Raw genomic sequence first — 24,431 nt, forward strand, 5'->3', positions numbered from 1 at the left:
ACGGACTCGAGGATTCGCAGGAAGCGATCCACGAAGCCGTGAACCGTGCCTGCGTCGAAAATTTCCGTCGCATACCCGAGCGACCCGGTGATGCCGGTGGCCACTCCCGCGTCGGACCACTGCTCCTGCAGGTCGACGGTGAGGTCGAATTTGCTGAACTCGACGTCGACCGCACCGGGAACGGCTTCCAGTCCCTCGAACTCGAGCGACGGAATTCCGTTGACCTGATGTGTCAGAACCACCTGGAACAGCGGCGTGTAGGCCGTGGATCGGGTCGGTTTCAGGGCGTCGACCAGCTGCTCGAACGGAACGTCCTGGTGGCTGAAAGCTGCAAGATCCTGCTCTCGAACGTGTTCGAGGAGAGCCGTGAACGACGCACCGGGCTCGACCTGCGTGCGCAACACCAGCGTGTTGACGAACATGCCGACGAGGTTGTCGAGCGCCTCCTCGCCGCGGCCGGCAATCGCCGCGCCGATGGCAATGTCGGTGCCCGCACTCACGCGCGCCAGCAGCACGGACAGCGCCGCATGCAACACCATGAACGAGGAGACATTGTGCTCGCGCGCAAGATCACTCAGCCGGCGGTGCAGGTCGGCATCGATGGTGAAATCGACGGCGGCACCCGTCATCGACCGCACTGCCGGCCTGGGCCGATCGGTCGGCAACTCGAGAACGTCGGGCAGACCCGCCAGAGTCTTCGACCAGAAGTCGATCTGCTGCGCCGCAAGCGAGTGCGGGTCGTCTTCGGATCCGAGCAGAGCGCGCTGCCAGATCGCGTAGTCGGCGTACTGGATCGGGAGCTCGGGCCACTGCGGCTCCCCTCCCGACACACGCGCGGCGTAGGCCGCCATCACGTCGCGTGCCAACGGCAGTGTCGACGCGCCGTCGGAGGCGATGTGGTGCATCACCACGACCAGGACGTGATCGTCCGCGGCGATGCGGAAGAGGCGAGCGCGGATCGGGAGTGTGTCGGTGACGTCGAACCCCTGCGAGCCGAACTCGAACAGGCGAGCCGTCAGATCCGATTCGGCGACCTCGACCGGATCGAGACCCAGGTCGACGTCCGATGCGGGAAGTATGACCTGGTATGCGCCGGCATCGGAGTCGGGGAACACGGTTCGCAGGACCTCGTGGCGCGCCACGACGTCGGACAGAGCCGACGCCATCGCGGTGACGTCGAGATCACCGCGGAACCGGACCGTCAACGGCACGTTGTATGCGGGCGAGGTCGGGTCGAAGCGGTTGAGGAACCACATGCGCTGCTGTGCCAGCGACAACGGAAGTTGCTCGGGCCGCTGCTGCGCGACCAGGGCCGGTCGGGGCGCCCGATCACCGTCCTGCCGCTCGATGAAGTCGGCGAGTTCGGCGACAGTGGGGACTTCGAAGAGATCTCGCATGCCCACTGTGGCGCCGGTCGCCGCCGACAGACGGGACGCGACGCGTGTGGCGCTCAGCGAATTACCGCCGAGATCGAAGAACGACGCGTCGACGCTCACGCGGTCGAGACCGATCACGTCACCGAAGACCGCGGCGACGACCTCCTCCAGCGGTGTGCGGGGTGCGACGAACTCGGCATTATCGGTGGCGAATTCCGGTTCGGGAAGCGCCTTGCGGTCGATCTTGCCGCTCGCGTTGAGCGGCATCTCGTCCACGACGACGAGCGCATCGGGAACCAGGTGCGACGGCAGAAGCGTACGCAGACGCGCGGTCACGTCGTGAGCCGTCACGGAGGCACCCGCCGCGGCGGTGACATAGCCGACGAGTCGCTGCAGTCCGTGACGCTCGGAGACCACGACGATCGACTGCTTGATGTCGTCCATCGCCGTCAGAGCCGACTCGATCTCGCCGAGTTCGACCCGGAGGCCACGAATCTTGATCTGGAAGTCACTGCGCCCGAGGAAGATCAACTCTCCGTCGGCGCGCTCGCGCACGAGGTCGCCGGTGCGGTACAGGCGAGAGCCCGCATCGCCGAGGGGATTCGCGACGAAGCGCGAGGCGGTGACATCGGCCATTCCGCCGTAACCGCGCCCGACCACGACACCGCCGATGTACAGCTCGCCGGTCACGCCGGCCGGAACGGGACGCAGACGCTTGTCCAGGACGTAGTACTCGGCACCGGGCAACGGCGACCCGATGGGGATCGGGGTTTCCTCGGCATCCGGAGCCGTCAGGTCGAGCTCGTAGGACGCGGTGACGTCCGACGCTTCCGTCGGGCCGTAGGAGTTGACGAGGCGGACGCCTCGTCCGACAAGCTTGGCGTACGCGGCCGGTCGAATCTGCTCACCGCCGAGGACCACGCAGTCCAGCGACGCCATCGTGTCGTCTGCGTCGAGTTCGGCCAGCAATTCGAAGGCGCTGGGCGCCATATTCACGATGCGGACGTCCCCCATCGCGAGGTGCCGCAGAATGTCGGCAGGGTCGAAGCCCTCGGCCGCCAGATGGACGACGCCGCCGGACATCAACGGAACCCACACGTTCTTCTGCGTCAGGTCGAACAACGGCGAGCTCGCCACGAGAACACCGGTGCCCTCGGCGATGCGCATCTCGTCGCGGTACCAACGGTAAGTGTTGAGCACACCTGCCATCGGCACCATCGTCGGCTTCGGCCGTCCCGTCGAACCCGATGTCGAGATGACGTAGGCGAGACGGGCTCCCGCCTCGTCGCCCACCCACGGGTCGAACGCGAGATCGCTTCCGTCGCGGGAGTCCAGTGCTCGAACGGTGTCCGGGTCGTCGAGGACCACGGCCGTGTCGAGGACGCGATCGCCCAGCGGCTTCCGTCCGAGTTCGCGCCACGACGACGTGGTGATCGCCGCGCGCGCTCCGCTGGTGTCGACGAGACCCGCGATGCGTTCGAGAGGCCATGCCTGGTCGAGTGGTGAGTAGGCGGCGCCGACCTTCCACACCGCGAGCATGCCGACGACCCAGTCGAGTGAACGAGGCAGGATCAGGGCGACGACGTCGTCGTCGCCGATACCCCGCTCGGCGAGCTCGCGGGCCACCTGGTTGGCGCGTCTGTTCAGCTCGGCGCGCGTGGTCGACACTCCCCCGGCGACCACCACGATCGCCTCGGGGTCACGTTCGACGCTGTCCTGCCACGCCGTGAGGGGGGACTCCAGCCGGGCCGTCGCCGCGTCCGCCGGGGCCGGCTCCACGACGGCAGGTGCGGCCGCGAACTTTTCGAGGTCCACGTCGCCGACAAGCCGGTACGCGTCGGCGATCACCTTGTCCAGGATCGCTCCGAAACCGTCCTGCCCGTCCTCCGACGGCGGAGCCATCATGATGGTCGGAACCAGACCGGACAGAACGACGGACACGATCGCGTCCGGAGCCATTCCCCGCTCGGCCAACGGCGCAGACATCAACCGGAGGCGTTCATCGAACTCCCGGTACGTCACCTGCATGCCGTCGTGTGCGACGGCTACGGCGTCGGGCGCGACGTCCACCGCGGCTGCCAGCAGCTGCGGTAGTTCGCGGACCGTCATCGTGCGGGCAGGTCGTGCTTGGGTCAACTTTGCTCTCTCGTGTTCGGTGAGAATGTCGATATCGCCTACGGCGACGAGTGGGTTCTCGACGACGGCCTCGAGGATCCGCACGAACCGCTGAGTGATGCGCTCCACACTCTCCCGTGCGAAGAGGTCGGTGGCGAAAGTGAAGCGGCCGCCGAGGCCGGACGGCCGGCCCGCGTCATCAGCCTTCTCGGACATGGTCAGGGTGAGGTCGTATTTGGCGCCCTCGGCCATGTCCTCGATGACCCGTACGGTGAGTCCGGGCAGTTCGAGCGATTCCAGACGATTGTTCTGGAACGCCAACATCACTTGGAAGAGCGGCGAATACGAGGCGGAGCGGCGAATCTGCAGCGCTTCCACCAGTTTCTCGAACGGCACGTCGGAATGCCCGAACGCCGCGAGGTCGTTGTCGCGGATCCGTTCGATCAGCGCTGCGAAGGAATCACCCGCGTCGACCCGGGCGCGCAAGACGAGCGTGTTGACGAACATGCCCACCAGATCGTCGAGCATCTGGTCGGTTCGCGCCGCATGGGGAGTGCCGACCGTGATGTCGTCGCTGTTACTCAACCGTGCCAGCAAGGTGGTCAACGCCGCGTGGGTCACCATGAACAGTGACGCTCCGTGGTCTCTGCCGAGCTTCTCGAGCCCGCTGCGCAGTTCGGGCGAGATCACGAAGTCGACGGAATCACCGATCATCGACTGACGTGCTGGCCGCGCGTGATCGCGAGGGAGGTCGATCAGCTCCGGCACCCCGGCCAGTGCGTTCTCCCAGTAGGAGATCTGCTCGGCCGCGAGGGACTTGCTGTCGGCAGGATCGCCGAGCACTTCGCGCTGCCACAGGGCGAAGTCGGCGTACTGCACCGGCAGCGGCTGCCAGAGCGGAGCCGCACCTGCTGTCCGGGCGCTGTAGGCGACCATCACGTCCCGCGCCAACGGAGCCAACGAGGCACCGTCCGCGCAGATGTGGTGGACCACCAGGACGAGGAGGAACTCCGTGTCGCCGGTCGCGAACAGGCGAACACGCAGCGGCGGGGCCGCCGTGACGTCGAACCCTTCGGTGGCGAATGCGGTGAGTACCGAGTGAAGCTCGGACTCGGGCACCGGCACGGGCGTCAGATCGAACGGCACCTGGTCTACGTCGACGACCTGCTGGTACGGCCCGTCGGCGGAGTCGGGGAACACGGTCCGCAGTGACTCGTGTCGCGCGAGGACATCCGACACGGCGCTCGACATCGCCTCGATGTCGAGGCTGCCGGACAACCGGACCGCGAGCGGGATGTTGTACGCCGACGACGTCGTGTCGTACCGGTTCATCAGCCACATGCTCTGCTGGGCCATCGACATCGGAACCCGCTCGGGACGCGGCTGTGCGACCAGTGCCGGCCGGTCGGACCCCGAACCCGCGCCGTCGGTGGCCAAGACAGCCAGGCGCTCGACCGTCGGCGCCTCGAAGAGCTCGCGCACACCCAGTCGTGTTCCCGCTGCCGCGTTCACTCGCGCGACCGCCTTGGTGGCGAGGAGTGAGTTACCGCCGAGGTCGAAGAACGACTCGGCCACACTGATTTTCGACAGTCCGAGTACCTCGGCGAAAACCCCGGCGACCAATTCTTCTGCCGCCGTGCGGGGTTCGACGACCTCGCCCTGCAGCGCGTCGAAACCGGGCTCGGGCAGTGCCCGGCGGTCGAGCTTGCCCGCGGTGGTGAGCGGAATCTCGTCGAGCACGAGAACAGCACTGGGCACCATGTGTGCAGGCAGCGTGCCGGAGACGAATCGGGTGACCTCGGCGGCGTCCACCGTGCTCCCGGCCGACGGCAGCACATAGGACACGAGCGCTGTCGCGCCCGATGGCATGGTGCTGCCTACCGTGGTCGCGAACTCGAGAGCGGGATGCTGAACCAGGGCAGCGTCGATTTCACCGAGTTCGATCCGGAATCCGCGGACCTTCACCTGGAAGTCACTGCGGCCCACGTACTCGACGCCGTACCCGGCGCGATGTTCGGGGTCGACGACGAACCGGACCACATCACCGGTTCGGTACATCCGAGAGCCGTTCTCGCCGAACGGGTTCGCGACGAATCGCTCGGCCGTGAGGCTGAAGCGGTCGTGGTAGCCGCGAGCGAGCCCAGGTCCGGCGATGTACAGCTCGCCGTCCACACCGACCGGGACGGGACGCAACTGCCCGTCGAGGACGTACACCGTGACGCCGCAGACCGGCCCACCGATCTCGATCCGCTTGCCGGGCTCGAGTACGTTACTGACGTTGCTCATCACGGTGGCCTCGGTCGGACCGTAACCGTTGTACATCCGGCGGCCGGGAGCCCAGCGCTCCACCAGTTCCGGGGGGCAGGCCTCTCCGCCCACCACCACGACACCGAGTCGGTCCAGCCCCGACGGTTCGACCGACGCCAATGCTGCCGGCGTGACGAACGCGTGCGTCACCTCGTGTTCAGCCAGGAAGCTGCGGAGTTCTTCACCGCCGTACAGGTCTGCCGGCGCCACCACCATCGTGGCCCCGCACCCGAAGGCGAGCAGGAGTTCGAGGACGGACGCGTCGAAACTCGGAGACGCGAAGTGCAGCGTGCGTGCTTCCGGGGTGACCCCGTAATGGGTGCGCTGTTCTGCGGAGAAGTTGGCCAGCCCTGAATGGGTCACGGTGACACCCTTGGGCAGACCGGTGGTGCCGGAGGTGTAGATCACGTAGGCAACATGGAGGGCCCGCAGCGGCGCGGTACGCTCCGAATCTGCCAGCGGTGCCGATGATTCCCGCGAGGAGAGTGCATCGCACTCGGCGGAGTCGAGGACCAGCCAGTCGAGGTTTTGGGGAAGTCCCTCGCGCTGCGCCGCGACGGTCAGGCCCAGCATCGATCCGGAGTCGGCGATCATGTGCTCGACCCGCTCGGCCGGATAGCGCGGATCGACGGGCACGAACGCTGCCCCCGTCTTCGCGACCGCCCAGGTGGCGACCACGGAGTACAGAGAACGCGTCATACCTAGCGCCACAGCAGTTTCGGGACCGACACCGCGCCCGATCAGGACGCGCGCGAGCCGGTTCGACCGCTCGTCGAGTTCGGCGTACGTCAGCGTCGCGCCGTCGGCGATGACTGCGAGATGCTCGGGATCGAGTGCCACCGACGCGGACAGGATGTCGGGCAACAGAAGCTGTTCGGCGTCCTCGGTGCCGGACACCGCGAGGAGCGACGCACGTTCGGTGTCCTCGAGGATGTCGATGCGCGCGACCAGTGTGTCGACGTCGCCGGACACCGCCTCGAGAACACGGACCACCCGCGCCATGATCTCCCGCACCTGGGCGGATTCGAAGACCTCGGGCAGGAACTTCGCGGTCAGATGAAGGCGCGGGTCCGTCATCGCGACGATGGCGAGCGGGTAGTGGGTGGCGTCGTTGGACGTCACGTCGAGAACGCGGAGCCCTTCGATGTCACTGCTCTGCGTGAGTGCCTCACGGTCGAGTGGGTAGGACTCGTAGACCATCAACGTGTCGAACAGCGCGCTCAGACCCAGGCCCTGCTGAATATCGGTCAGTCCGATGTGGTGGTGGTCGAGGAGCTCGGTCTGCTCGTGCTGGATCCGGTCGAGCAGGGTTCGCACGGAGTCGCCGGGGCGCACCCGCACCCGCACGGGAAGGGTGTTGATGAAAAGGCCCAGCATCGATTCGATTCCGGGAACCTGCGGTGGGCGGCCGGAAACGGTGGTGCCGAACAGCACGTCGTCCCGGCCGGTCAGCCTACCCAGCACGATGCCCCAGGCCGCCTGGACCAGGGTGTTCATGGTGACCCCGAGCTCACGCGAGCGTTCGGTCATCGCCGCGAGCAGCTCGTCGGGCAGGTCCACGACGAGTTCGCCCGGGGTGAGCGTCGCAGCGGTGTCCTCGTGCGCCGGCGCGAGAAGGGTGGGTTCTTCGACGCCGGCCAGTGCCTGTGCCCACGCGGCCACGGACTGCTGCGGATCCTGGGTGGCGAGCCACTCGAGGTAGTTCCGGTACGGGCGCGGCTGTGGCAGCGCCAGAGCCTCACCGTCCACTGCGTACAAGGTCAGCAGGTCCTGGATGAGGACCGGCAACGACCAGCCGTCGAGCAGGATGTGATGGTTGGTGACGGCGAAGCGGTACCGATCCGGCGCGGTCTCCACGAGCAGGAAACGCACGAGAGGCGGCGCCGTCATGTCGAACCGGTCCGTCCGGTTCGCGAGCATCAGCGCGTCGACTCGAGCTTCGCGGTCTGCCTCCGGCAGCGATCGCAGATCGACGTGCATCCACGGGACGTCCACATGGTCGACGACGACCTGCATACCGGTGCCGTCCTCGTCCAGGACGAAGGCGGTGCGCAGATTGGGGTGCCGTGCGACGAGGGCTTCCGCGGCCCGGCGCAGGCGATCGACGTCGACCGTTCCACCGAGGTCCATGACGAGCTGGGTGGTGTAGACGTCGGTGGTGCTACTCGCCAACGCTGCGTGGAACAGCAGGCCCACCTGCAGAGGAGCGAGTGACCACACGTCGGCGAGCGCAGGATAGCTGCTCTCGAGCGCATCGATCCGGGGCTGGTCCAGTGGTACGAGATCGAGATCGGAGGGAGTCCGTCCGCCGGCGTCCGGCCGCCGAGCGTGCTCGACGAGAGCCTCGAGCGCGCGTTTCCACAGCCCGGTGAACTCCTCCACCTCGGCGGTGGTGAGCACACCCTCCGGAAAATCGACTGTGGCGGAAAGCCGTTGCTCCCCTTCGACATCGACGATCATCGCATTGATGTCGAGCGCGAAGTGCACCGGCATCTCGCTGTTGCGGGTGCCGGTGAGTTCCATGGTGTCGGTGTCGGGCATCCAGCCCGCCGCACGCAGGGCCGCCGGGATGTCGCCCACCGACACGCGACCGAGGTAGTTGAAGCTGATCTGCGGGCTGGGCAGATCGGCGAGTACCGACCTCGTCTCGGCGTTCAGGTAGCGCAGCAGGCCGAAGCCGATACCGTGCTCGGGCACCTGCGCCAGCTGCTCCTTGACGGTCTTGAGCGCCGTGCCCGCGGCCTTCCCACCGGCGAGCGCGTCCCCCAGATCATCCACTGGTGCCGCCAGGCGAACGGGATACATGCTGGTGAACCAGCCCACTGTGCGGGACAGATCTGCTCCCGGCAGGACCGTTTCCTCACGGCCGTGACCCTCGAGGTGCACCAGAGTCGACGACTCGGAGATTCCGCGCTCCGCACGCCACGCAGCAACTGCCAGTGCGAGCGCCGTGAGCAGCCCGTCGTTGACACCACCGTGGAATGCACGCGGCACGTGGGTCAGCAGACCGTCGGTGACGTCGGCGGAGACCTCGAGCCGAACCCGACCGGTGGTGGAGACCACGTCGCGGCCGTCGAGAGCCCGCGAGCCGATCAACGGATCGGAGCCGTCGAGCGTGTTGCGCCAGAAGTCCAGTTCCGCAACTCGCCGTGCACTTTTGGCGTTGTCGGACAGTCCGTGCGCCCAGCGGCGCACAGACGTGCCCACCGCCGGGAGCAGCGGATCGGCCCCTGCCGAAATCTGCGACCAGGCGGCCGCGAAGTCGGGCACCAGCACTCGCCACGACACACCGTCCACCGCGAGGTGATGGATGACGACGAGCAGCCGACCGGACTGCGGCTCCGCGCCCTCGCCCTCGCCTTCGGCGCTCGCGGCTTCGGTCCCCTCGGGGGCGTCGCCGCCCGCTGCGAACTCCGCGGGCGCGAACCAGACGAACCGCACCACGCGGCCTGCGGTGGGATCCAGGGTGTCGACGGTTCGTTCGAGGGCGTGTGCCGCCAGCGCCTCGAACGAGTCGCTGCCCGGTCCCTCCGTGAACTCGACCCGGTCGACGAGCTCGTCGACGTCGACGGAGCCGATCGGCGAGATCTGCAGAGTCCAACTATCCGCAGCGTCGTTGCGCCGCAACACGGAACGAAGAGCGTCGTGGCGATCGACGACCGCCGACAGGGTGCGAAGAAGCCTCTGCCTCTCGACCTTCGGCGGGAGCGTGAGGAGAATGGACTGGGAGAAGCTGTGGAAGTCGCCGCCCAGTTCCGTCATCCAGTGCACCACCGGGGTCAGCGGCATCGTGCCGATACCGGCACCCGGCAGTTCCTCGAGAACGTGGACCGTTGCGGAATCGGAGGCTGAGGTGGCCACCTCAGCGAGAGAGGCCACGGTCTTGCGCTCGAAGACGTCGCGGGCCGTGAAGAGGACGCCTGCTTCCTTGGCCCGGGACACCAGCTGGATCGAGACGATGCTGTCGCCGCCGAGCGCGAAGAACGAGTCGCCGACGCTGACGCGCGGAACGCCCAGAACCTCGGCGAAGAGGCCTGCGATCGACTCCTCCATGGCACTGCGGGGAGCGATGTATTCACTGGCTTCCGCCGCGAAGACAGGTTCGGGCAGTGCCTTTCGGTCGAGTTTTCCACTCGCGCCGACCGGCATCTCGGCGATCACCATGACGGAATCGGGAACCATGTAGGACGGTACGGCGCGGCCGACGTGATCGATCAGCGCTGCGGCATCCACGTCCGAGCCGGATTCGGGGACGACATACCCGACCAGCCGCTGCCCGAGGGAGCTGTCGTGCACCACCGCAACCGATTGCGCGACATGGGGATACGAGGACATCGCGGCCTCGATCTCGCCCAGCTCGATCCGCAGGCCCCGAACCTTGACCTGGAAGTCGGTGCGGCCGAGGTACTCGATACTGCCGTCCACCCGCCACCTGACCAGGTCACCGGTACGGTACAGCCGGGACCCGGAAACCCCGAAGGGGTTGGCTACGAAGCGTTCTGCCGTGAGGTCGGGCCTGCCCTCGTATCCGCGAGCGGTTTGCGCCCCCGCCAGATAGAGCTCTCCTGCGGATCCGACGGGCGTGGGTCGCAGGTGACCGTCGAGCACGTACGCCTCGGTATTCCACACGGGAGTTCCGATGGATACCGTGTGGACGGCCTCGCGGTCGACTTCTCCTGCGGTGGCGTGCACGGCGAATTCGGTGGGGCCGTACAAGTTGTGCAGCGCCGCGTCGGATCGTGCCCGGAACGCAGCCGCCACTGACGGCGGAAAAGCTTCTCCTGCAACGAGAACCAGCCGAAGAGAGGCCAGTTGGTCCCGGCCGGCCTCGGAGGTGAACACCGAGAGCATCGACGGAACGAACGAGGTGGCCGTGACCTTCTCGCGGGCGATCAGATCGGCGAGGTATGCCGGATCGCGGTGTCCCTCGGGCGCCGCGATCACGACGCGTGAGCCCGAGACGAGTGGTGCGAACAGCTCCCACACCGAGACGTCGAAGGTCGTGGGGGTTTTCTGCAGCACGACATCGTTCGCGTCGAGTTGGTAGCGCTCGGCGATCCAGGCGACCTGGTTCAGCACGGACCCGTGGCCGACCGCCACGCCCTTCGGACGTCCGGTGGACCCGGAGGTGTAGATGACGTAGGCGGGATTGGCGGGCCGAAGGTCCGCCAATCGCTCGGCATCGCGGATCGGGCCGGCATCGATGCTCTCGAGGTCGAGTGCGTCGATCTCGACCACGTCGTGGCCGGGCGGAAGCGCCAACCGGTCCCGGGTCGCCGTCAGGATGCACTGCGGTCGGGCGCTGTCGAGGACGTAGGCGGTGCGCTCGGCTGGATGATCAGGGTCGAGCGGGACGTAGGCAGCACCCGCCTTGATCACCGCGTACATCGCCACCATCGAGTCGAGGGAGCGGCGGATCGCGAGGGCAACCTTCGTCTCCGGTCCCACTCCACGCCCGATCAGCAGCCGGGCCAGACGGTTGACGCGCGCGTCGAACTCCCGATACGTCCACTCCTGCCCCTCGAACACCAGCGCCGTCGCGTCGGGGGTTCGGGCGACCTGGGCGTCGAAGAGGTCGACGATCGTTCCGGCCGGCGGTGTGACGACCTCACCGTTCCAGCCCGACACCACCTGCTCACGTTCCTCGGAACTCATCGGGGCCAGATCCGACACGGGCGCGTCGTCGCCGGCCCCGAGGAACCGCTCGAAGAAGTCGAAGAATCGGCTGTGGTGCCGGTTCAACTCGTCCGCGGAATACAGATTGGGGTTCGCCTCGAAGTCGATGTGGATCTTGTGGCCCGCGACGCCCTGGTAGATATTCAGGGAAAGATCTTCGACCGGGCCCGTCGTGAGCACATTCTGATGTCCGGTGACGGTGCCCAGCTTGATCTCGCTGTGGAACATCATGATGTTGATGGACGGGCCGAAGAAACCACGCTGCCCCTGGGGCGCGCCGGCGTCGCGGCGGATGTCCTCGTGCCGATAACGCTGACGGCGCAGAGCGCCCGTCAGCTCGATCTGCACACTCTTGACCAGCTCCGGAACCGTCATCTCCGGAGTGATCTGAAGGCGGAGCGGCACGATGTTCGACACCATTCCGCCGGAGCGGCGCAACGTGGCGGTGGTGCGTGCCGAGACGGGGAGACTGAGCACGACGTCCGTGCGGTCGGTCATGTGGGCGAGGTAGGCGGCGAATGCGGCCACCACGACGGGAGCGGAGCTTGCGTTCGTCCCGTCCAGTGCCTCGTCCAGCAAGGTAGCGGTCGATTCGGGCAGCGCCTCGGAGGAGAGCCGCGCGAACTTGCCCACCTTCGCGGCGCGACCGGCGAGGCTCGGCGCTTCCGGCAGGTGCGCGGTGCGTTCGGCCCAGTATTCCCTGTCTTTCGCGAACCGTTCGGAGCTGCGGTAACGCTGCTCGTCTTCGACGATCCGGACGAGGTCTTCCGCGCGCGGTGCAGGCGGCTCGGTGGACTCGACCAGCGCCGTGTAGATCTCTGCAATCCGGGCGATGAGCGCCATCGCCCCGAACCCGTCGAGCGCGATGTGGTGAATGCGGCAGAACCAGAAGTAGTGATTCTCACCGACGTGCAGAAGGTAGACCACGACCAGACGGTCTTCGAGAAGGTCGACGGGGGCGCTGTAATTGGCGCGCATCCACTTCTGGGCAGCGTCGACGGAGTCGTCCTCGCCGCGGAGGTCGACATACGTGATGGCGTCATCCAGCGTCTTGTCGACGTACTGGTGCGGCACACCGTCGATCTCGACGAGGCGGAGGAAGCCCGAGCCGAATTCCCGGCCGGAACGGATGGTGGCTTCGGTCAGAAGGTCGAGGTCGATGTCTCCGCGGAGTTCGATGTACTGAGCGATGGTGAGGGGAATGTCGCCCATCGCATGTTGCGCGAACCAGATCCCTCGCTGCGCAGCTGACAGCGGAAAGGCTCCGATGGGAGCACCGTTACTACCCGCTGCATGTCCCGACCCCAAGGGTTACTCCGTTCTCGAACGCGTGGCTTGCCGCCGCCTGTGTGACTGGTGATTGGTAGCTCTGAACGCCACTACATGCACGTGCCTCGGTCCGAGGCCACTCGCGAATCGGGAACGGGACGGCCCACCTTGGGCTGATCGACGAGTTCCACCACAGTGGAGATCGATGCAGTGCGCCCTGGGGCGCTCTGGCATCCCGGATCATTCGCGGTGAGCGGGTTCATTCCTGGCTCCGTTCCTTCATCGATCCAACAAGCGGCCACCCAATCGGTGCTCGTCACCCTCGGAGTCGACAGACGAGTCTACGGCGGAAATGGACGTCCGATCTTTCGCCACACTCATGCCTGCACCCTCCTCTCACTCGGTGACCATCTCGGTTCGTCCTGTGTCGAAATAACGCCGGGGTATACATCGGTCACATACCCACCACTGTTACCTGCCGAGCTGTGACGTTCCCGACCGTCGATACTTCCAGAATCAGTCGAAATTCGGATCGGCGACGCGCACATGTTCAACAGCGAGAACCACATTCCGGGCGTCGCGTACACATGCGAGGCGAAAAACGTACCGCGGGTCGGAATTCCGCCGGATGGACAAATGTCGCGTCCACATTCATCGCCCCCTTCTCGAACAATTCCACTTCGCGCGGTACCAACCGACCGGCTGATCGGCCGCGGGGGCGGACGTCGCACCACCACCGCTTGTTTACCAACCATCGTGTCTACCAAAGCCCCGCGCAGGTCTCAAAGCGGAACACTCGCGGCGAAGGCGAGGCGGGAATGAAATCGAGACCCGCTCAAAGGTGACGCGCACACGTCTCCGGCAGCGACATCCTACGCGCTCGAAACTGAACTTCAGGGCGGAATTCGTCCTGACCTGCATGGGCGCGGTCAGTAAAGCCACCCGGGCGCGGGATGTGCCACCGTATCGCCCGCGGCGGTGATCACAGTTGGCTGGCGATGAGACGGGATGCAGCGCGCTTGGCGTCCTATTTGTCGCATCCTGGCGCGGGCGGTCGCTGCACCGATAGGGAGATATCTCACACCCCACGCCACGCACCACGCCCGAACCGCCTCTTGTTACCGTTCAGTAACAAAAGCAAGCCTTACCTGGTCAGCCGCCCTGAGCCGCCGTGCGGCCATGCCGGGCGAACCAGTCGAGCAGTGCTGGATCATCGACGGCGCTGCGGTCGACTGAACGAGCCGCGTCCGCGCCTTGGAAGATTTTCTTGAGTGGCACCTCGAGCTTCTTGCCGGTGCGAGTGTGAGGAATGCCGGGCGCGAGGATGATGTCGTCCGGCACATGCCGGGGCGAGGCCTGCTCACGGATCGCACCCCGAATTCGGTCTTGCAACGCGTCGTCGAGCTCCACCCCGTCGACGAGGACCACGAAGAGCGGCATCCAATATCCGCCGTCCGGCAGGTCCACCCCGACCACCAGTGCTTCTGCGACCTCGGGCAGCTTCTCCACCACCTGGTAGATGTCCGCGCTCCCCATACGGATCCCGTTGCGATTGAGTGTGGAATCGGACCTTCCGTGCATCAGCACGGTCCCGCGTTCGGTGATCGTGATCCAGTCACCGTGCCGCCACACACCGGGAAACACGCCGAAGTAGGCGTCGTGGTAGCGCTTCCCGTCCGGGTCGTTCCAGAACGACACCGGCATCGACGGCATCGGGGCCGTGACCACCAGTTCACCGACCTCGCCGCGCACGGGCTTGCCCGACTCGTCGAAGGCGTCGACGGCGACACCCAGACAGGGAGCCGACAATTCACCGGGCCAGACCGGAACAGTCCGCGCACCACCGATGAAGGCCGAGACCACGTCGGTCCCACCGGTGATCGACATGACGGGAATGTTCCGACCGACGTTGTGCGCCAACCACAATGACGACGCGGCAGGCAACGTGGACCCGGTGCTGCCGACCGCGCGGAGCGCAGTCAGGTCGTGGTCGCGGGCGGGCACCACCCCGGCCTTGTCGCAGGCGAGTACGTACCCGGGACTCGTCCCCACCACCGTCACACCGAGACGTGAGGTCAACGCCCACAACGCATCCGTCGTGGGCCACCCGGGGCTCCCGTCGTAACACACGATCGTGGCCCCCACGAGCAGGCCCGCGGTTTGGAAGTTCCACATCATCCAACTGGGACTGGTGTACCAGAAGAGGATGTCGTCTCGGCCGACGTCGAGATGAAGCGCGAGCGACTTGAGGTGTTCGAGAAGCACTCCGCCGTGGCCGTGCACGATTCCCTTCGGAAGTCCGGTGGTTCCCGAAGAGAACACCACCCACAGGGGGTGGTCGAACGGGACGGCCACCGGTTCGAGTGCGGCCTCCCGGCCCGTGGCCTCAGCCCACGTGGTGGCGTCGCCGACCTCCGGTTCCCGTCGAAGATGGGGCACGATGACGGTCAGGGCCAGAGAGGGCAGCCCGGCCTGCAGGTGGCGTACGGCATCGACGCGGTCGTGTTCCTTCCCGCCGAACCGATACCCGTCCGCGGTGATCAGCGCCTTCGGGTCGAGCTGTCCGAGCCGATCGAGGGCAGCCGGCGCGGAATAGTCCTGCCCGCACGCGGCCCAGAGCGCCCCCACCGAAACGGTCGCAAGGAACGCGATCACTGCCTCGGGAACGTTGGGTAGGTATCCGACGACGCGATCGCCGACACCGACGCCGTGATCCCGCAGTGTGGCCGCGAGCGCCGCGACCTGCGAGCGCAACTCGTCCCAACCGACAGCGACGTCGGCCCCATCCTCACCGACGTACCGGATGGCGGGCCTGTCGGAGCGGGCATTGCGGAAGACCTGATCGACGTAATTGAGAGTGGCGCCGGGAAACCACACGGCTCCCGGCATGGAGGACTCGGCCAAGGCCTGACCCGGATCGGTCGCAGAGCGGATGTCGAAGTAGTCCCACACGGCTTGCCAGAACGCGTCGGGATCAGCCACCGACCAACGCCACAACGCCCGGTAGTCGTCTACCGGAACGTTGTGGCGCCGTGCAATGAAAGCACCGAAGTCGGTGATCACCGCGTTGCGCAGATCAGCCTCGGTCGGTACCCACTGCGGATCGGCTGTCATGGTTCCATCTTCCCCGACAGCCGGAGTGCTCCGCGTTCTTTTGGTACCTAGCTGGTGGGAACGCGCACGATCAGGGCGTCACCCTGACCACCGCCGCCGCACAGCGCCGCCACACCCACACCGCCGCCGCGGCGTTGCAGCTCGAGGGCCAGATGCAGGGTGATCCGCGCCCCGGACATGCCCAGCGGATGCCCCACAGCGATCGCGCCGCCATTGACGTTGACCTTCGCCGGATCCAGCCCCAGCTCACGGGTCGAGACGATCCCGACAGCCGCGAAGGCCTCGTTGATCTCGACGAGATCGAGATCCTTCGGGTCGATGCCCTCCTTCGCGCACGCCTTCGCGATCGCCCGGGCCGGCTGCGACTGCAACGTCGAGTCGGGTCCGGCGACCACCCCGTGTGACCCGATCTCGGCCAGCCACTCGAGACCGAGCTCCTCGGCCTTGGCCTTGCTCATCACGACCACTGCCGCCGCACCGTCGGAAATCGGTGACGCGGACCCGGCCGTGATCGTTCCGTCCTTCGCGAAGGCCGGACGCAACCGTCCCAGCGTCTCCACCGTCGTATCGGCACGCACTCCCTCGTCCTGGCCGAACACGATCGGTTCACCCCTACGCTGGGGAATGGACACCGGCACCACTTCGTCGTCGAACAACCCGTCCTTCCAGGCCCGGGCCGCGTTCTGGTGCGACGCCGCCGCGAACGCATCCTGCTCCTCGCGGCTGGTCTGCCGACCGGGTTCCGTGTTCTGCGACTCCGTCAGACTTCCCATGGCCTGATCGGTGAAAATGTCGTGCAACCCGTCGAACGCCATGTGATCACGCATCGTCACATCGCCGTACTTGAACCCCTCCCGCGACTTCTCCAGCAGATGCGGCGCCCGCGACATCGACTCCTGCCCACCGGCAACGACCACCTCGAACTCCCCCGCCCGGATCAACTGATCCGCCAAAGCAATCGCATCGATCCCCGACAAACACACCTTGTTCACCGTCAACGCCGGCACATCCATCGGAATCCCCGCCGCGACCGCCGCCTGCCGCGCCGGCATCTGTCCCGCCCCCGCCGTCAGGACCTGACCCATGATCACGTACTCAACCTGATCCGGCGCCACCCCCGCCTTCTCCAGCGCACCCTTGATCGCGATCCCACCCAGATCCGAACCCGAGAAATCCTTCAACGAACCCATCAACCGACCCATCGGCGTACGGGCCCCGGCAACAATCACCGACGTAGTTCTTTCAGGCACTGCAGTTCTCCATTCCTGTGTTGTAACCGTGTGTACTCGTCAACCATCCGCGGCTGAAGAGTATTCACGGGGTCGTGCCGGATCTCCTCAGGATCGCCTCTGCGTGACGCAGGACGGGTGCGTCCACCATCTTGCCCTCGAAGGCGAAAACTCCACGTTGCTCGTCGACGGCGGCCAGAACTCTCGTGGCCCAGTCGACGTCGTCGTCGGAGGGTGCATACGCCTCGCGGATCACCGCGACCTGGCTGGGATGGATGGCGACCTTGACATCGAACCCGACCGCTACGGCGTCGTGCGCCTCGGCGCGAAGACCCTCGAGGTCCTTGATGTCCAGGTAGACGGAATCCAGGGCGAGGCGATGGAAGCCCTTCGCCGCCAGCAACGTGGACGACCGTACCTGCCGGGCCACATCGCGGTACGTGCCGTCCTCGCGGCGGCTGGAGTTGCCGCCCATCGCGGCCACCAGATCTTCGGCACCCCACATGACCCCGATGGTGCTCGCCGCCAGCGCGATCTCGCCGACGGCGAGCGCCCCGAGCGGCGACTCGACGAGGGCGATCACCTCGCGTGGCGCCAGCGACAACACCTGATCGGCGGTCTCACATTTGGCCAGCATCAGTCGGGTATAGCGAGTGCCGTCGAGGGCGAGGAGGTCGAGTTCGTGGTCGTCGGTGCCGACTGGGTTGACACGGACCACTGTTCGCTCCGGATCGAGCGGGGTGTCGATCAGGGCGACCCGCGCCGCTTCCTTGTCTGCGGGCGCCACCCCGTCCTCGAGGTCGAGGATCACGACGTCGGCTGCCGCCGCCGCCTTCGCGTAACGCTCCGGGCGGTCGGCCGGGCAGAACAGCCAGGCCGGTCCGGGCAGTGCCCAGCTCACGACGGCTTCTTCTGGACGAGGGTCTTGCGCACGGCGATCGCCACCACGTCGCCGTTCTGGTTGCGCCCGGTGTGCTCGAGCGTGACGATGCCCTCCCCCGGTCGGCTCTTCGACTCCCGCTTGTCGGCGATGCGTGTCTCCGCGTACAGCGTGTCGCCGTGGAACAGCGGTTTCGGGAAACTGATCTCCGAGAATCCCAGATTCGCGACGATGGTCCCCTGCGTGAGTTGCGCCACCGACAACCCGACCAGCGTCGAGAGGGTGAACATCGAGTTGACGAGGCGCTCACCGAACTGGGTGCCCTCGCTGTAAGCGGCATCGAGGTGCAGGGCCTGGGTGTTCATCGTCTGGGTGGTGAAGAGGACGTTGTCGGCCTCGGTGACGGTGCGGCCGGGGCGATGCTCGTAGACCGCTCCGAGTTCGAACTCCTCGAACCACAGCCCACGCTGGACGATCCGGTTCGGCTCCTCGGCTCCTGCTGCGCTCACAGTCCGGCCTCCCGCGCGATGAGCATCAACTGCACCTCGGTGGTGCCCTCGCCGATCTCGAGAATCTTGCTGTCTCGGTAATGCCGTGCCACCACGTACTCGTTCATGAAGCCGTAGCCACCGTGGATCTGAGTGGCGTCCCGCGCGTTGTCCATGGCGGCCTCGGACGCAACGAGCTTGGCGATCGCGGCCTGTTTCTTGAACGGCTTGCCCGACAACATCAGTGCGGCGGCGTCGTAGTAGGCGGTGCGGGCGGTGTGGGCGCGTGCCTCCATGCGCGCGATCTTGAACGCGATGGCCTGGTTGTGCCCGATGGGTCGCCCGAATGCCTCACGCTCCTTCGCGTACTTGACCGACTCGTCGACACACCCCTGCGCCGCACCGACACTCAGTGCGGCGATAGCGATGCGGCCCTCGTCGAGGATGCGGAGGAAGTTCGCGTATCCGCGACCCCGCTCGCCGAGCAGGTTCTCCTCGGGGACGCGAACGTCCGAGAACGTGAGGGGGTGGGTGTCGGAGGCGTTCCAGCCCACCTTGTTGTATGCAGGTTCGGCGGTGAAACCGGGGGTGGAGGTGGGGACGAGGATCGTAGAAATCTCCTTCTTGCCTCCGTCCTTCACGCCGGTCACCGCGGTGACGGTGACGAGCCGGGTGATGTCGGTGCCCGAGTTGGTGATGAACTGCTTGTTGCCGTTGATGATCCACTCACCGCTGTCGAACTTGGCGGTGGTCTTGGTGCCACCCGCGTCGCTTCCGGCGCCCGGTTCGGTGAGACCGAAAGCAGCGAGGCTCTTTCCGCTCGTCAGCTGCGGCAGCCACTCCTGCTTCTGCGCTTCGTTGCCGAAGCGGTAGATCGGCATCGCGCCGAGGGACACGCCGGCCTCGAGGGTGATGGCAACGCTCTGGTCCACCTTGCCCAGCTCCTCGAGGGCGAGGCACAACGCGAAGTAGTCGCCGCCCATTCCGCCGTATTCCTCGGGGAACGGGAGGCCGAACAGACCCATGTCGGCCATGCCCGACACCACCTCGTACGGGAAGGTGTGGTTGGCGTCGTGCTCTGCCGCGACCGGTGCCACCACGTTCTTCGCGAAATCGGCGACGGTCTTGGCCAGCTGCTGGTATTCGTCGGGAAGCTGGCCGGTGGCGAGATATTCGGTCATGACTCGTTCTCTTTCGTGTCGGTGTGCGGGGTGACTCGTGCGAGCAGTTGGTCGACCATCACCTGGTCTCCGGGTGCGACGAGGATGTCGACGACGCCGTCGACGGGTGCGGTGAGCGAGTGCTCCATCTTCATCGCCTCGACGACGACGAGGCTCTGGCCGGCGGTGACGTGGGCGCCCGTGTCGGCGCCGACGGCGATGACGGATCCGGGCATGGGGCTGGTGATCTCGGCCTCGCCGGCATGTACGTCACCTGTACGGACGCTGAGTTCCTCGACTTCCCGGAGCATCGTCGTGCCCTCGGATCCGGCGAGCCAGATGTGCCCGTCGGTCTGGGCGACCCGGTAGGTTTCACGTCTGCCGTCGATCACCACGGACAGGGTGGTTCCCTCGAGGGCCGCCGTCAGGGACAGGGTGTCGCCGTCCTCGACCTGCGCGGTGGCGTCGGCCGGATTGCCCGTGATGCGCACGTGGTCGGTACGCGTCGGCGATGCCAGCCGAATACTGGTGGGCGCGGGAACCCCGACCCGCCAGCCGTTGGGAACGTCCCACGGATCGGCCTGTGAACGCTCCGGCCAGCGCTGCAACCAGCGGAAAGCGGCCGCGGCGATGAGGGCGGCGTCGGTGGCCTCCGCGGCGACGAAGTCCTCGAGCCGGCGGTCGAGCAGACCGGTGTCGAGGTTGCCCGCCACCACGTCGGGATCGGCGAGCAGGAAGCGCGCGAACTCGATGTTGGTCACCACACCGAGCACACCGGTGCCTGCCAGCGCCCGGTCCAGCTTCCGCAACGCACCGGCGCGGTCGTCGGCGTGCGCGATCACCTTCGCCAGCATGGGGTCGTAGTCGCTGCCCACCACTGTGCCCGCGCGAAGACCCGAGTCGACGCGGATGCCCGGGCCGTCCGGTTCGACGACGTCGGCGACGAGACCACCGGTCGGCAAGAAGCCCCGGCTGGGATCCTCGGCATACACGCGGGCTTCGATGGCATGTCCGGTGAGGGTGATCTCGCCCTGGGTGAAGCCGAGCGGTTCCCCGGCGGCCACCCGTACCTGCCACTCGACCAGGTCCAGGCCCGTCACGAGCTCGGTGACCGGGTGTTCGACCTGAAGCCGGGTGTTCATCTCCATGAAGAAGAACTCGTCCGGCTTGTCGGCGGAGACGATGAATTCGACCGTTCCCGCTCCGGAGTAGTCGACGCTGCGCGCCGTGTTGCACGCGGCCTCGCCGATCCGGGCCCGGGTCTGCTCGTCGAGCAGGGGCGAGGGCGCTTCCTCGATGACCTTCTGGTGGCGACGCTGCAAACTGCACTCACGCTCACCGAGATGCACCACGTTGCCATGCCGGTCGGCCAGGATCTGCACCTCGATGTGCCGGGGCCGCAACACGAATCGCTCGAGGAACAGGGTGTCGTCACCGAACGCGGACGCCGCCTCGCGGCGTGCACTGAGCAAGGCGTCGGCCAACGCGCCCGGCTCCTCGACCAGGCGCATCCCCTTGCCGCCGCCGCCCGCCGACGGCTTGACCAGGACCGGGTAGCCGATCTCGCCTGCGGCCGCGATCAGTTCGTCGTCGGACAGGCCGGGCCGGGCGATGCCCGGTACGACGGGCACGTCGAACTCCGCGACGGCGTTCTTGGCGGTGATCTTGTCGCCCATCACCTCGATGGCGTGAGCGGAGGGACCGAGGAACGCGATGCCGGCGTCTGCGCAGGCACCGGCGAACTTCGCGTTCTCCGACAGGAACCCGTAACCGGGATGGATCGCCTGCGATCCCGTGGCCTGGGCTGCCGCGATCACCTTCTCGATCACCAAGTAGCTTTCCCGGGCCGCGGCCGGGCCGAGCAGGACCGCGGTGTCGGCCTCGCGGACATGCCGCGCGTCCCGATCGGCTTCGCTGTATACCGCGACCGAGCGGATTCCCATGGTCCTCAGGGTGCGGATTACCCGCACGGCGATCTCACCGCGGTTGGCGACGAGGACGGTATCTATCCGTGTCATGTCAGTCATGTCCGTTCACATCCGGAAAACGCCGTAGGAGACCGGCTCGAGCGGTGCATTCGCGCACACCGAAAGAGCCAGCCCGAGAACAGTTCTGGTATCGGCGGGATCGATGATGCCGTCGTCCCACAGGCGGGCGGTCGAGTAGTACGGATTGCCCTGCGCCTCGTACTGCTCGCGGATCGGCGCCTTGAACGCCTCCTCGTCCTCCGCCGACCACGGGTTGCCCGCACTGTCCAACTGCTCACTGCGCACCGTCGAGAGCACCGACGCCGCCTGCTCCCCGCCCATCACCGAAATCCGCGCGTTCGGCCACATCCACAGGAACCGCGGCGAGTACGCCCGCCCGCACATCGAGTAGTTGCCCGCCCCGTAGGAACCGCCGATCACGACAGTCAGCTTGGGAACCCGGGCGCACGCCACCGCGGTCACCATCTTCGCGCCGTGCTTCGCGATACCGCCCGCCTCGTAGTCGCGCCCGACCATGAAACCCGCGATGTTCTGCAGGAACAGCAACGGAATCCGCCGTTTGTCGCACAGTTCGATGAAATGCGCGCCCTTCATCGCCGACTCGGCGAACAACACCCCGTTGTTCGCGACGATGCCGACCGGGTGGCCCTCGATGTGCGCGAAACCGGTGACCAGCGTCTTGCCGTACTCCGCCTTGAACTCCTGGAAGGTTCCGCCGTCGACAATGCGGTCGATGACCTCGTGAACGTCGTACGGGGTGCGCGGGTCGGTCGGGACCACGTCGTACAACTCGGTCTGCGGCGCCGACGCGGGGACGGCGCCGATCACGTCCCACGGACGCTCGGCGCGCGGGCCGAGCGTGGCGACGATATTGCGCACAATCCGCAGCGCGTCCTGATCGTCCTCGGCGAGGTGATCGGTGACACCGGAGACCTTCGAGTGCAGATCTCCGCCGCCGAGTTCCTCCGCCGTGACGACCTCACCGGTCGCGGCCTTCACCAACGGCGGACCGCCCAGGAAGATCGTGCCCTGGTTCCGGACGATGACCGCCTCGTCGCTCATCGCCGGCACATAAGCGCCGCCCGCGGTGCAGGAGCCGAGGACCGCCGCGATCTGCGGGATGCCCTGCGCGCTCATCGTCGCCTGGTTGTAGAAGATCCGGCCGAAATGCTCGCGATCGGGAAATACTTCGTCCTGCCGGGGCAGGAACGCACCACCCGAGTCGACGAGATAAATGCACGGCAGCTGATTCTGCAGTGCGATCTCCTGCGCCCGCAGGTGCTTCTTCACCGTCATCGGGTAGTACGTGCCGCCCTTGACCGTGGCGTCGTTGGCCACGATCACACATTCACGGCCGGACACCCGGCCGATACCCGCGATCACGCCCGCTCCGGGGCATTCGTCGTCGTACAACCCGTTGGCCGCGAGCGGGGCGATCTCGAGGAACGGACTCCCCGGGTCGAGCAGGGTGTCGACTCGATCGCGCGGGAGCAACTTGCCCCGGCTCACGTGCCGCTCCCGCGACTTCTCACTACCGCCCAGAGCCGCAACGGCCAGCCTCGACCGCAGCTCGTCCACCAACTTGGTGTGCTCTACCCGGTAGCCCTCTCTCGTGGTGGTTCCGCCCAGTGCCATCCTGCCGCCTTCTCGTCTTGACGCCCGTGCCGAGTGAGTTAATACTCGATAACTGAATTCAAGATAACTGTGATTAACTGAGTTGTCCAGACCGCAACCCGAAAGGAGCGAGGCGATGACCACACACGTCGACGAAACCGGAGCGCCGGCAGCACCGATCACGCGTCGCGAACAGATGAAGGCGGATCGCCGCCGGCAACTTCTCGACGCCGCCGCTCGCCTCATCGCCGAACGGGGATTTCTCGGCGTCCGGCTCGAAGACCTCGGATCCGCCGCCGGGATCAGCGGTCCCGCCGTCTACCGCCACTTCCCCAACAAAGACGCCGTATTGGTCGAACTACTCGTCGGCATCAGTACGCGACTCCTCGAGGGCGGTTCCCTCGTCGCGGCGGAGGCATCCTCCCCCGAGGCGGCACTCGACGGCCTCATCGACTTCCACCTCGACTTCGCACTCGGCGAATCCGAACTGATTCGCATTCAGGACCGCGACCTCGAAAGCCTTCCCGCCGAGGCACGGCGTGAGGTCCGGCAGAAGCAGCGACGCTACGTCGAACTGTGGGTGCAGGTGCTGCTCCGGGTGGACCCGTCGCTCGACGAAACGGATGCCCGTACCAAGGCCCATGCAACGTTCGGGTTGATCAACTCCACACCGCACAGCGCCGATCCCGCGACTCCGGCGCGCACTCGGAAGGTTCTGCGCGAGATGGCACTCACCTGCCTGCGTCCGTGATTTAGGGGACCGAGGCGCACGGCAAGGGCCCCGCCCTGGATTGGACGGGGCCCGTGCACAGCCGGGTATCTACACTCTCCGCTTACTGGTCATGGACGTGTACGCCAAGGTCAGCACAGCTGCCGCAGCGATACTGATAATCCACCGTATCCAGTCGATTCCGCCGGTATCACCCTTGTCGCTGATCGCGCCCCACACCCAATATCCGATGAGGGCGCCTGCAATGCCGAGGACGATGGTGATGAGCCACCCCATCGCCTGCTTCCCTGGGATGACCAGACGCGCGAGCACGCCGATGACCGCACCGAAGATGATGGTGCCGATGATGTCTCCAACCATTACCCTCTCCTCTCCACACGCGAGTGCGAGCGGAAGGCCACCGCTCCTTCGCAGATTAGCCAGCGTGGCCGCGGTTCAACCGTGGTTGGACAAATCGTTGCCGAATGGTTCATCTCCGGGACACG

General features: G+C 66.5%; 10 protein-coding genes (1 of these 10 only partly in view). 1 reads left to right on the top strand and 9 read right to left on the bottom strand.

The genetic code is table 11. From position 1 onward, the window contains the following. From R4P95_RS25640 to R4P95_RS25675, 8 genes are all read right to left on the bottom strand, one after another. On the bottom strand, positions 1-12,686 hold the start of the coding sequence (locus R4P95_RS25640; protein WP_397517791.1) for a non-ribosomal peptide synthase/polyketide synthase. Its footprint begins 21,091 nt before the window's first position; only the first 12,686 of its 33,777 coding nucleotides appear in the window; the start codon lies at positions 12,684-12,686; the stop codon falls past the left edge of the window. 1,209 nt (positions 12,687-13,895) lie between these two features. After that, positions 13,896-15,857: an acetoacetate--CoA ligase gene (locus R4P95_RS25645; protein WP_213577144.1), complete on the bottom strand. Its 1,962-nt coding sequence runs from the start codon at positions 15,855-15,857 to the stop codon at positions 13,896-13,898. A gap of 47 nt (positions 15,858-15,904) precedes the next feature. Next, the gene (locus R4P95_RS25650) at positions 15,905-17,059 is read right to left on the bottom strand and encodes an acetyl-CoA C-acetyltransferase (RefSeq protein ID WP_317746959.1); all 1,155 of its coding nucleotides are present in this window, start codon (positions 17,057-17,059) and stop codon (positions 15,905-15,907) included. A 112-nt stretch (positions 17,060-17,171) separates the two neighbouring features. Beyond that, positions 17,172-17,987 (bottom strand): HpcH/HpaI aldolase/citrate lyase family protein, encoded by an 816-nt coding sequence (locus tag R4P95_RS25655; RefSeq protein WP_213577143.1) that lies wholly within the window; start codon positions 17,985-17,987, stop codon positions 17,172-17,174. Further along, the gene (locus tag R4P95_RS25660; RefSeq protein ID WP_109331659.1) at positions 17,984-18,475 is read right to left on the bottom strand and encodes a MaoC family dehydratase; all 492 of its coding nucleotides are present in this window, start codon (positions 18,473-18,475) and stop codon (positions 17,984-17,986) included. Before R4P95_RS25660 ends, R4P95_RS25655 begins: the two co-directional genes overlap by 4 nt. Continuing rightward, on the bottom strand, positions 18,472-19,635 hold the full coding sequence (locus R4P95_RS25665; protein WP_109331669.1) for an acyl-CoA dehydrogenase family protein: 1,164 nt from the start codon (positions 19,633-19,635) through the stop codon (positions 18,472-18,474). The genes R4P95_RS25660 and R4P95_RS25665 overlap by 4 nt, the downstream gene beginning before the upstream one ends. After that, positions 19,632-21,632, bottom strand: a complete 2,001-nt coding sequence (locus R4P95_RS25670; RefSeq protein ID WP_317746960.1) for an acetyl/propionyl/methylcrotonyl-CoA carboxylase subunit alpha — start codon at positions 21,630-21,632, stop codon at positions 19,632-19,634. The genes R4P95_RS25665 and R4P95_RS25670 overlap by 4 nt, the downstream gene beginning before the upstream one ends. Positions 21,633-21,647: 15 nt before the next feature. After that, positions 21,648-23,237, bottom strand: a complete 1,590-nt coding sequence (locus R4P95_RS25675) for a carboxyl transferase domain-containing protein (protein ID WP_213577141.1) — start codon at positions 23,235-23,237, stop codon at positions 21,648-21,650. A gap of 115 nt (positions 23,238-23,352) precedes the next feature. Between R4P95_RS25675 and R4P95_RS25680 the strand changes: the two genes are divergently transcribed. Then, entirely contained in the window at positions 23,353-23,967 is a 615-nt protein-coding gene (locus tag R4P95_RS25680; protein WP_213577140.1) for a TetR/AcrR family transcriptional regulator, read from the top strand. Between the two features lie 69 nt (positions 23,968-24,036). Here the strand turns inward: R4P95_RS25680 and R4P95_RS25685 are convergent, their stop codons facing one another. Further along, a complete protein-coding gene (locus R4P95_RS25685) occupies positions 24,037-24,306 on the bottom strand; it encodes a GlsB/YeaQ/YmgE family stress response membrane protein (protein WP_159925581.1) in 270 nt (89 codons plus the stop codon). Between the last annotated feature and the right edge of the window lie 125 nt (positions 24,307-24,431).

The organism is Rhodococcus sp. IEGM 27, from assembly GCF_033142305.1.
GTDB lineage: Bacteria > Actinomycetota > Actinomycetes > Mycobacteriales > Mycobacteriaceae > Rhodococcus_F > Rhodococcus_F oxybenzonivorans.

Excerpts from the sequence above, each read along its gene's own strand:
- R4P95_RS25650 (WP_317746959.1), bottom strand. The coding sequence starts at position 17,059 with ATGGGTCGGTTGATGGGTTCGTTGAAGGATTTCTCGGGTTCGGATCTG.
- R4P95_RS25665 (WP_109331669.1), bottom strand. The coding sequence starts at position 19,635 with ATGACCGAATATCTCGCCACCGGCCAGCTTCCCGACGAATACCAGCAG.
- R4P95_RS25680 (WP_213577140.1), top strand. The coding sequence starts at position 23,353 with ATGACCACACACGTCGACGAAACCGGAGCGCCGGCAGCACCGATCACG.
- R4P95_RS25645 (WP_213577144.1), bottom strand. The coding sequence starts at position 15,857 with ATGACAGCCGATCCGCAGTGGGTACCGACCGAGGCTGATCTGCGCAAC.
- R4P95_RS25675 (WP_213577141.1), bottom strand. The coding sequence starts at position 23,237 with ATGGCACTGGGCGGAACCACCACGAGAGAGGGCTACCGGGTAGAGCAC.
- R4P95_RS25670 (WP_317746960.1), bottom strand. The coding sequence starts at position 21,632 with ATGACACGGATAGATACCGTCCTCGTCGCCAACCGCGGTGAGATCGCC.
- R4P95_RS25685 (WP_159925581.1), bottom strand. The coding sequence starts at position 24,306 with ATGGTTGGAGACATCATCGGCACCATCATCTTCGGTGCGGTCATCGGC.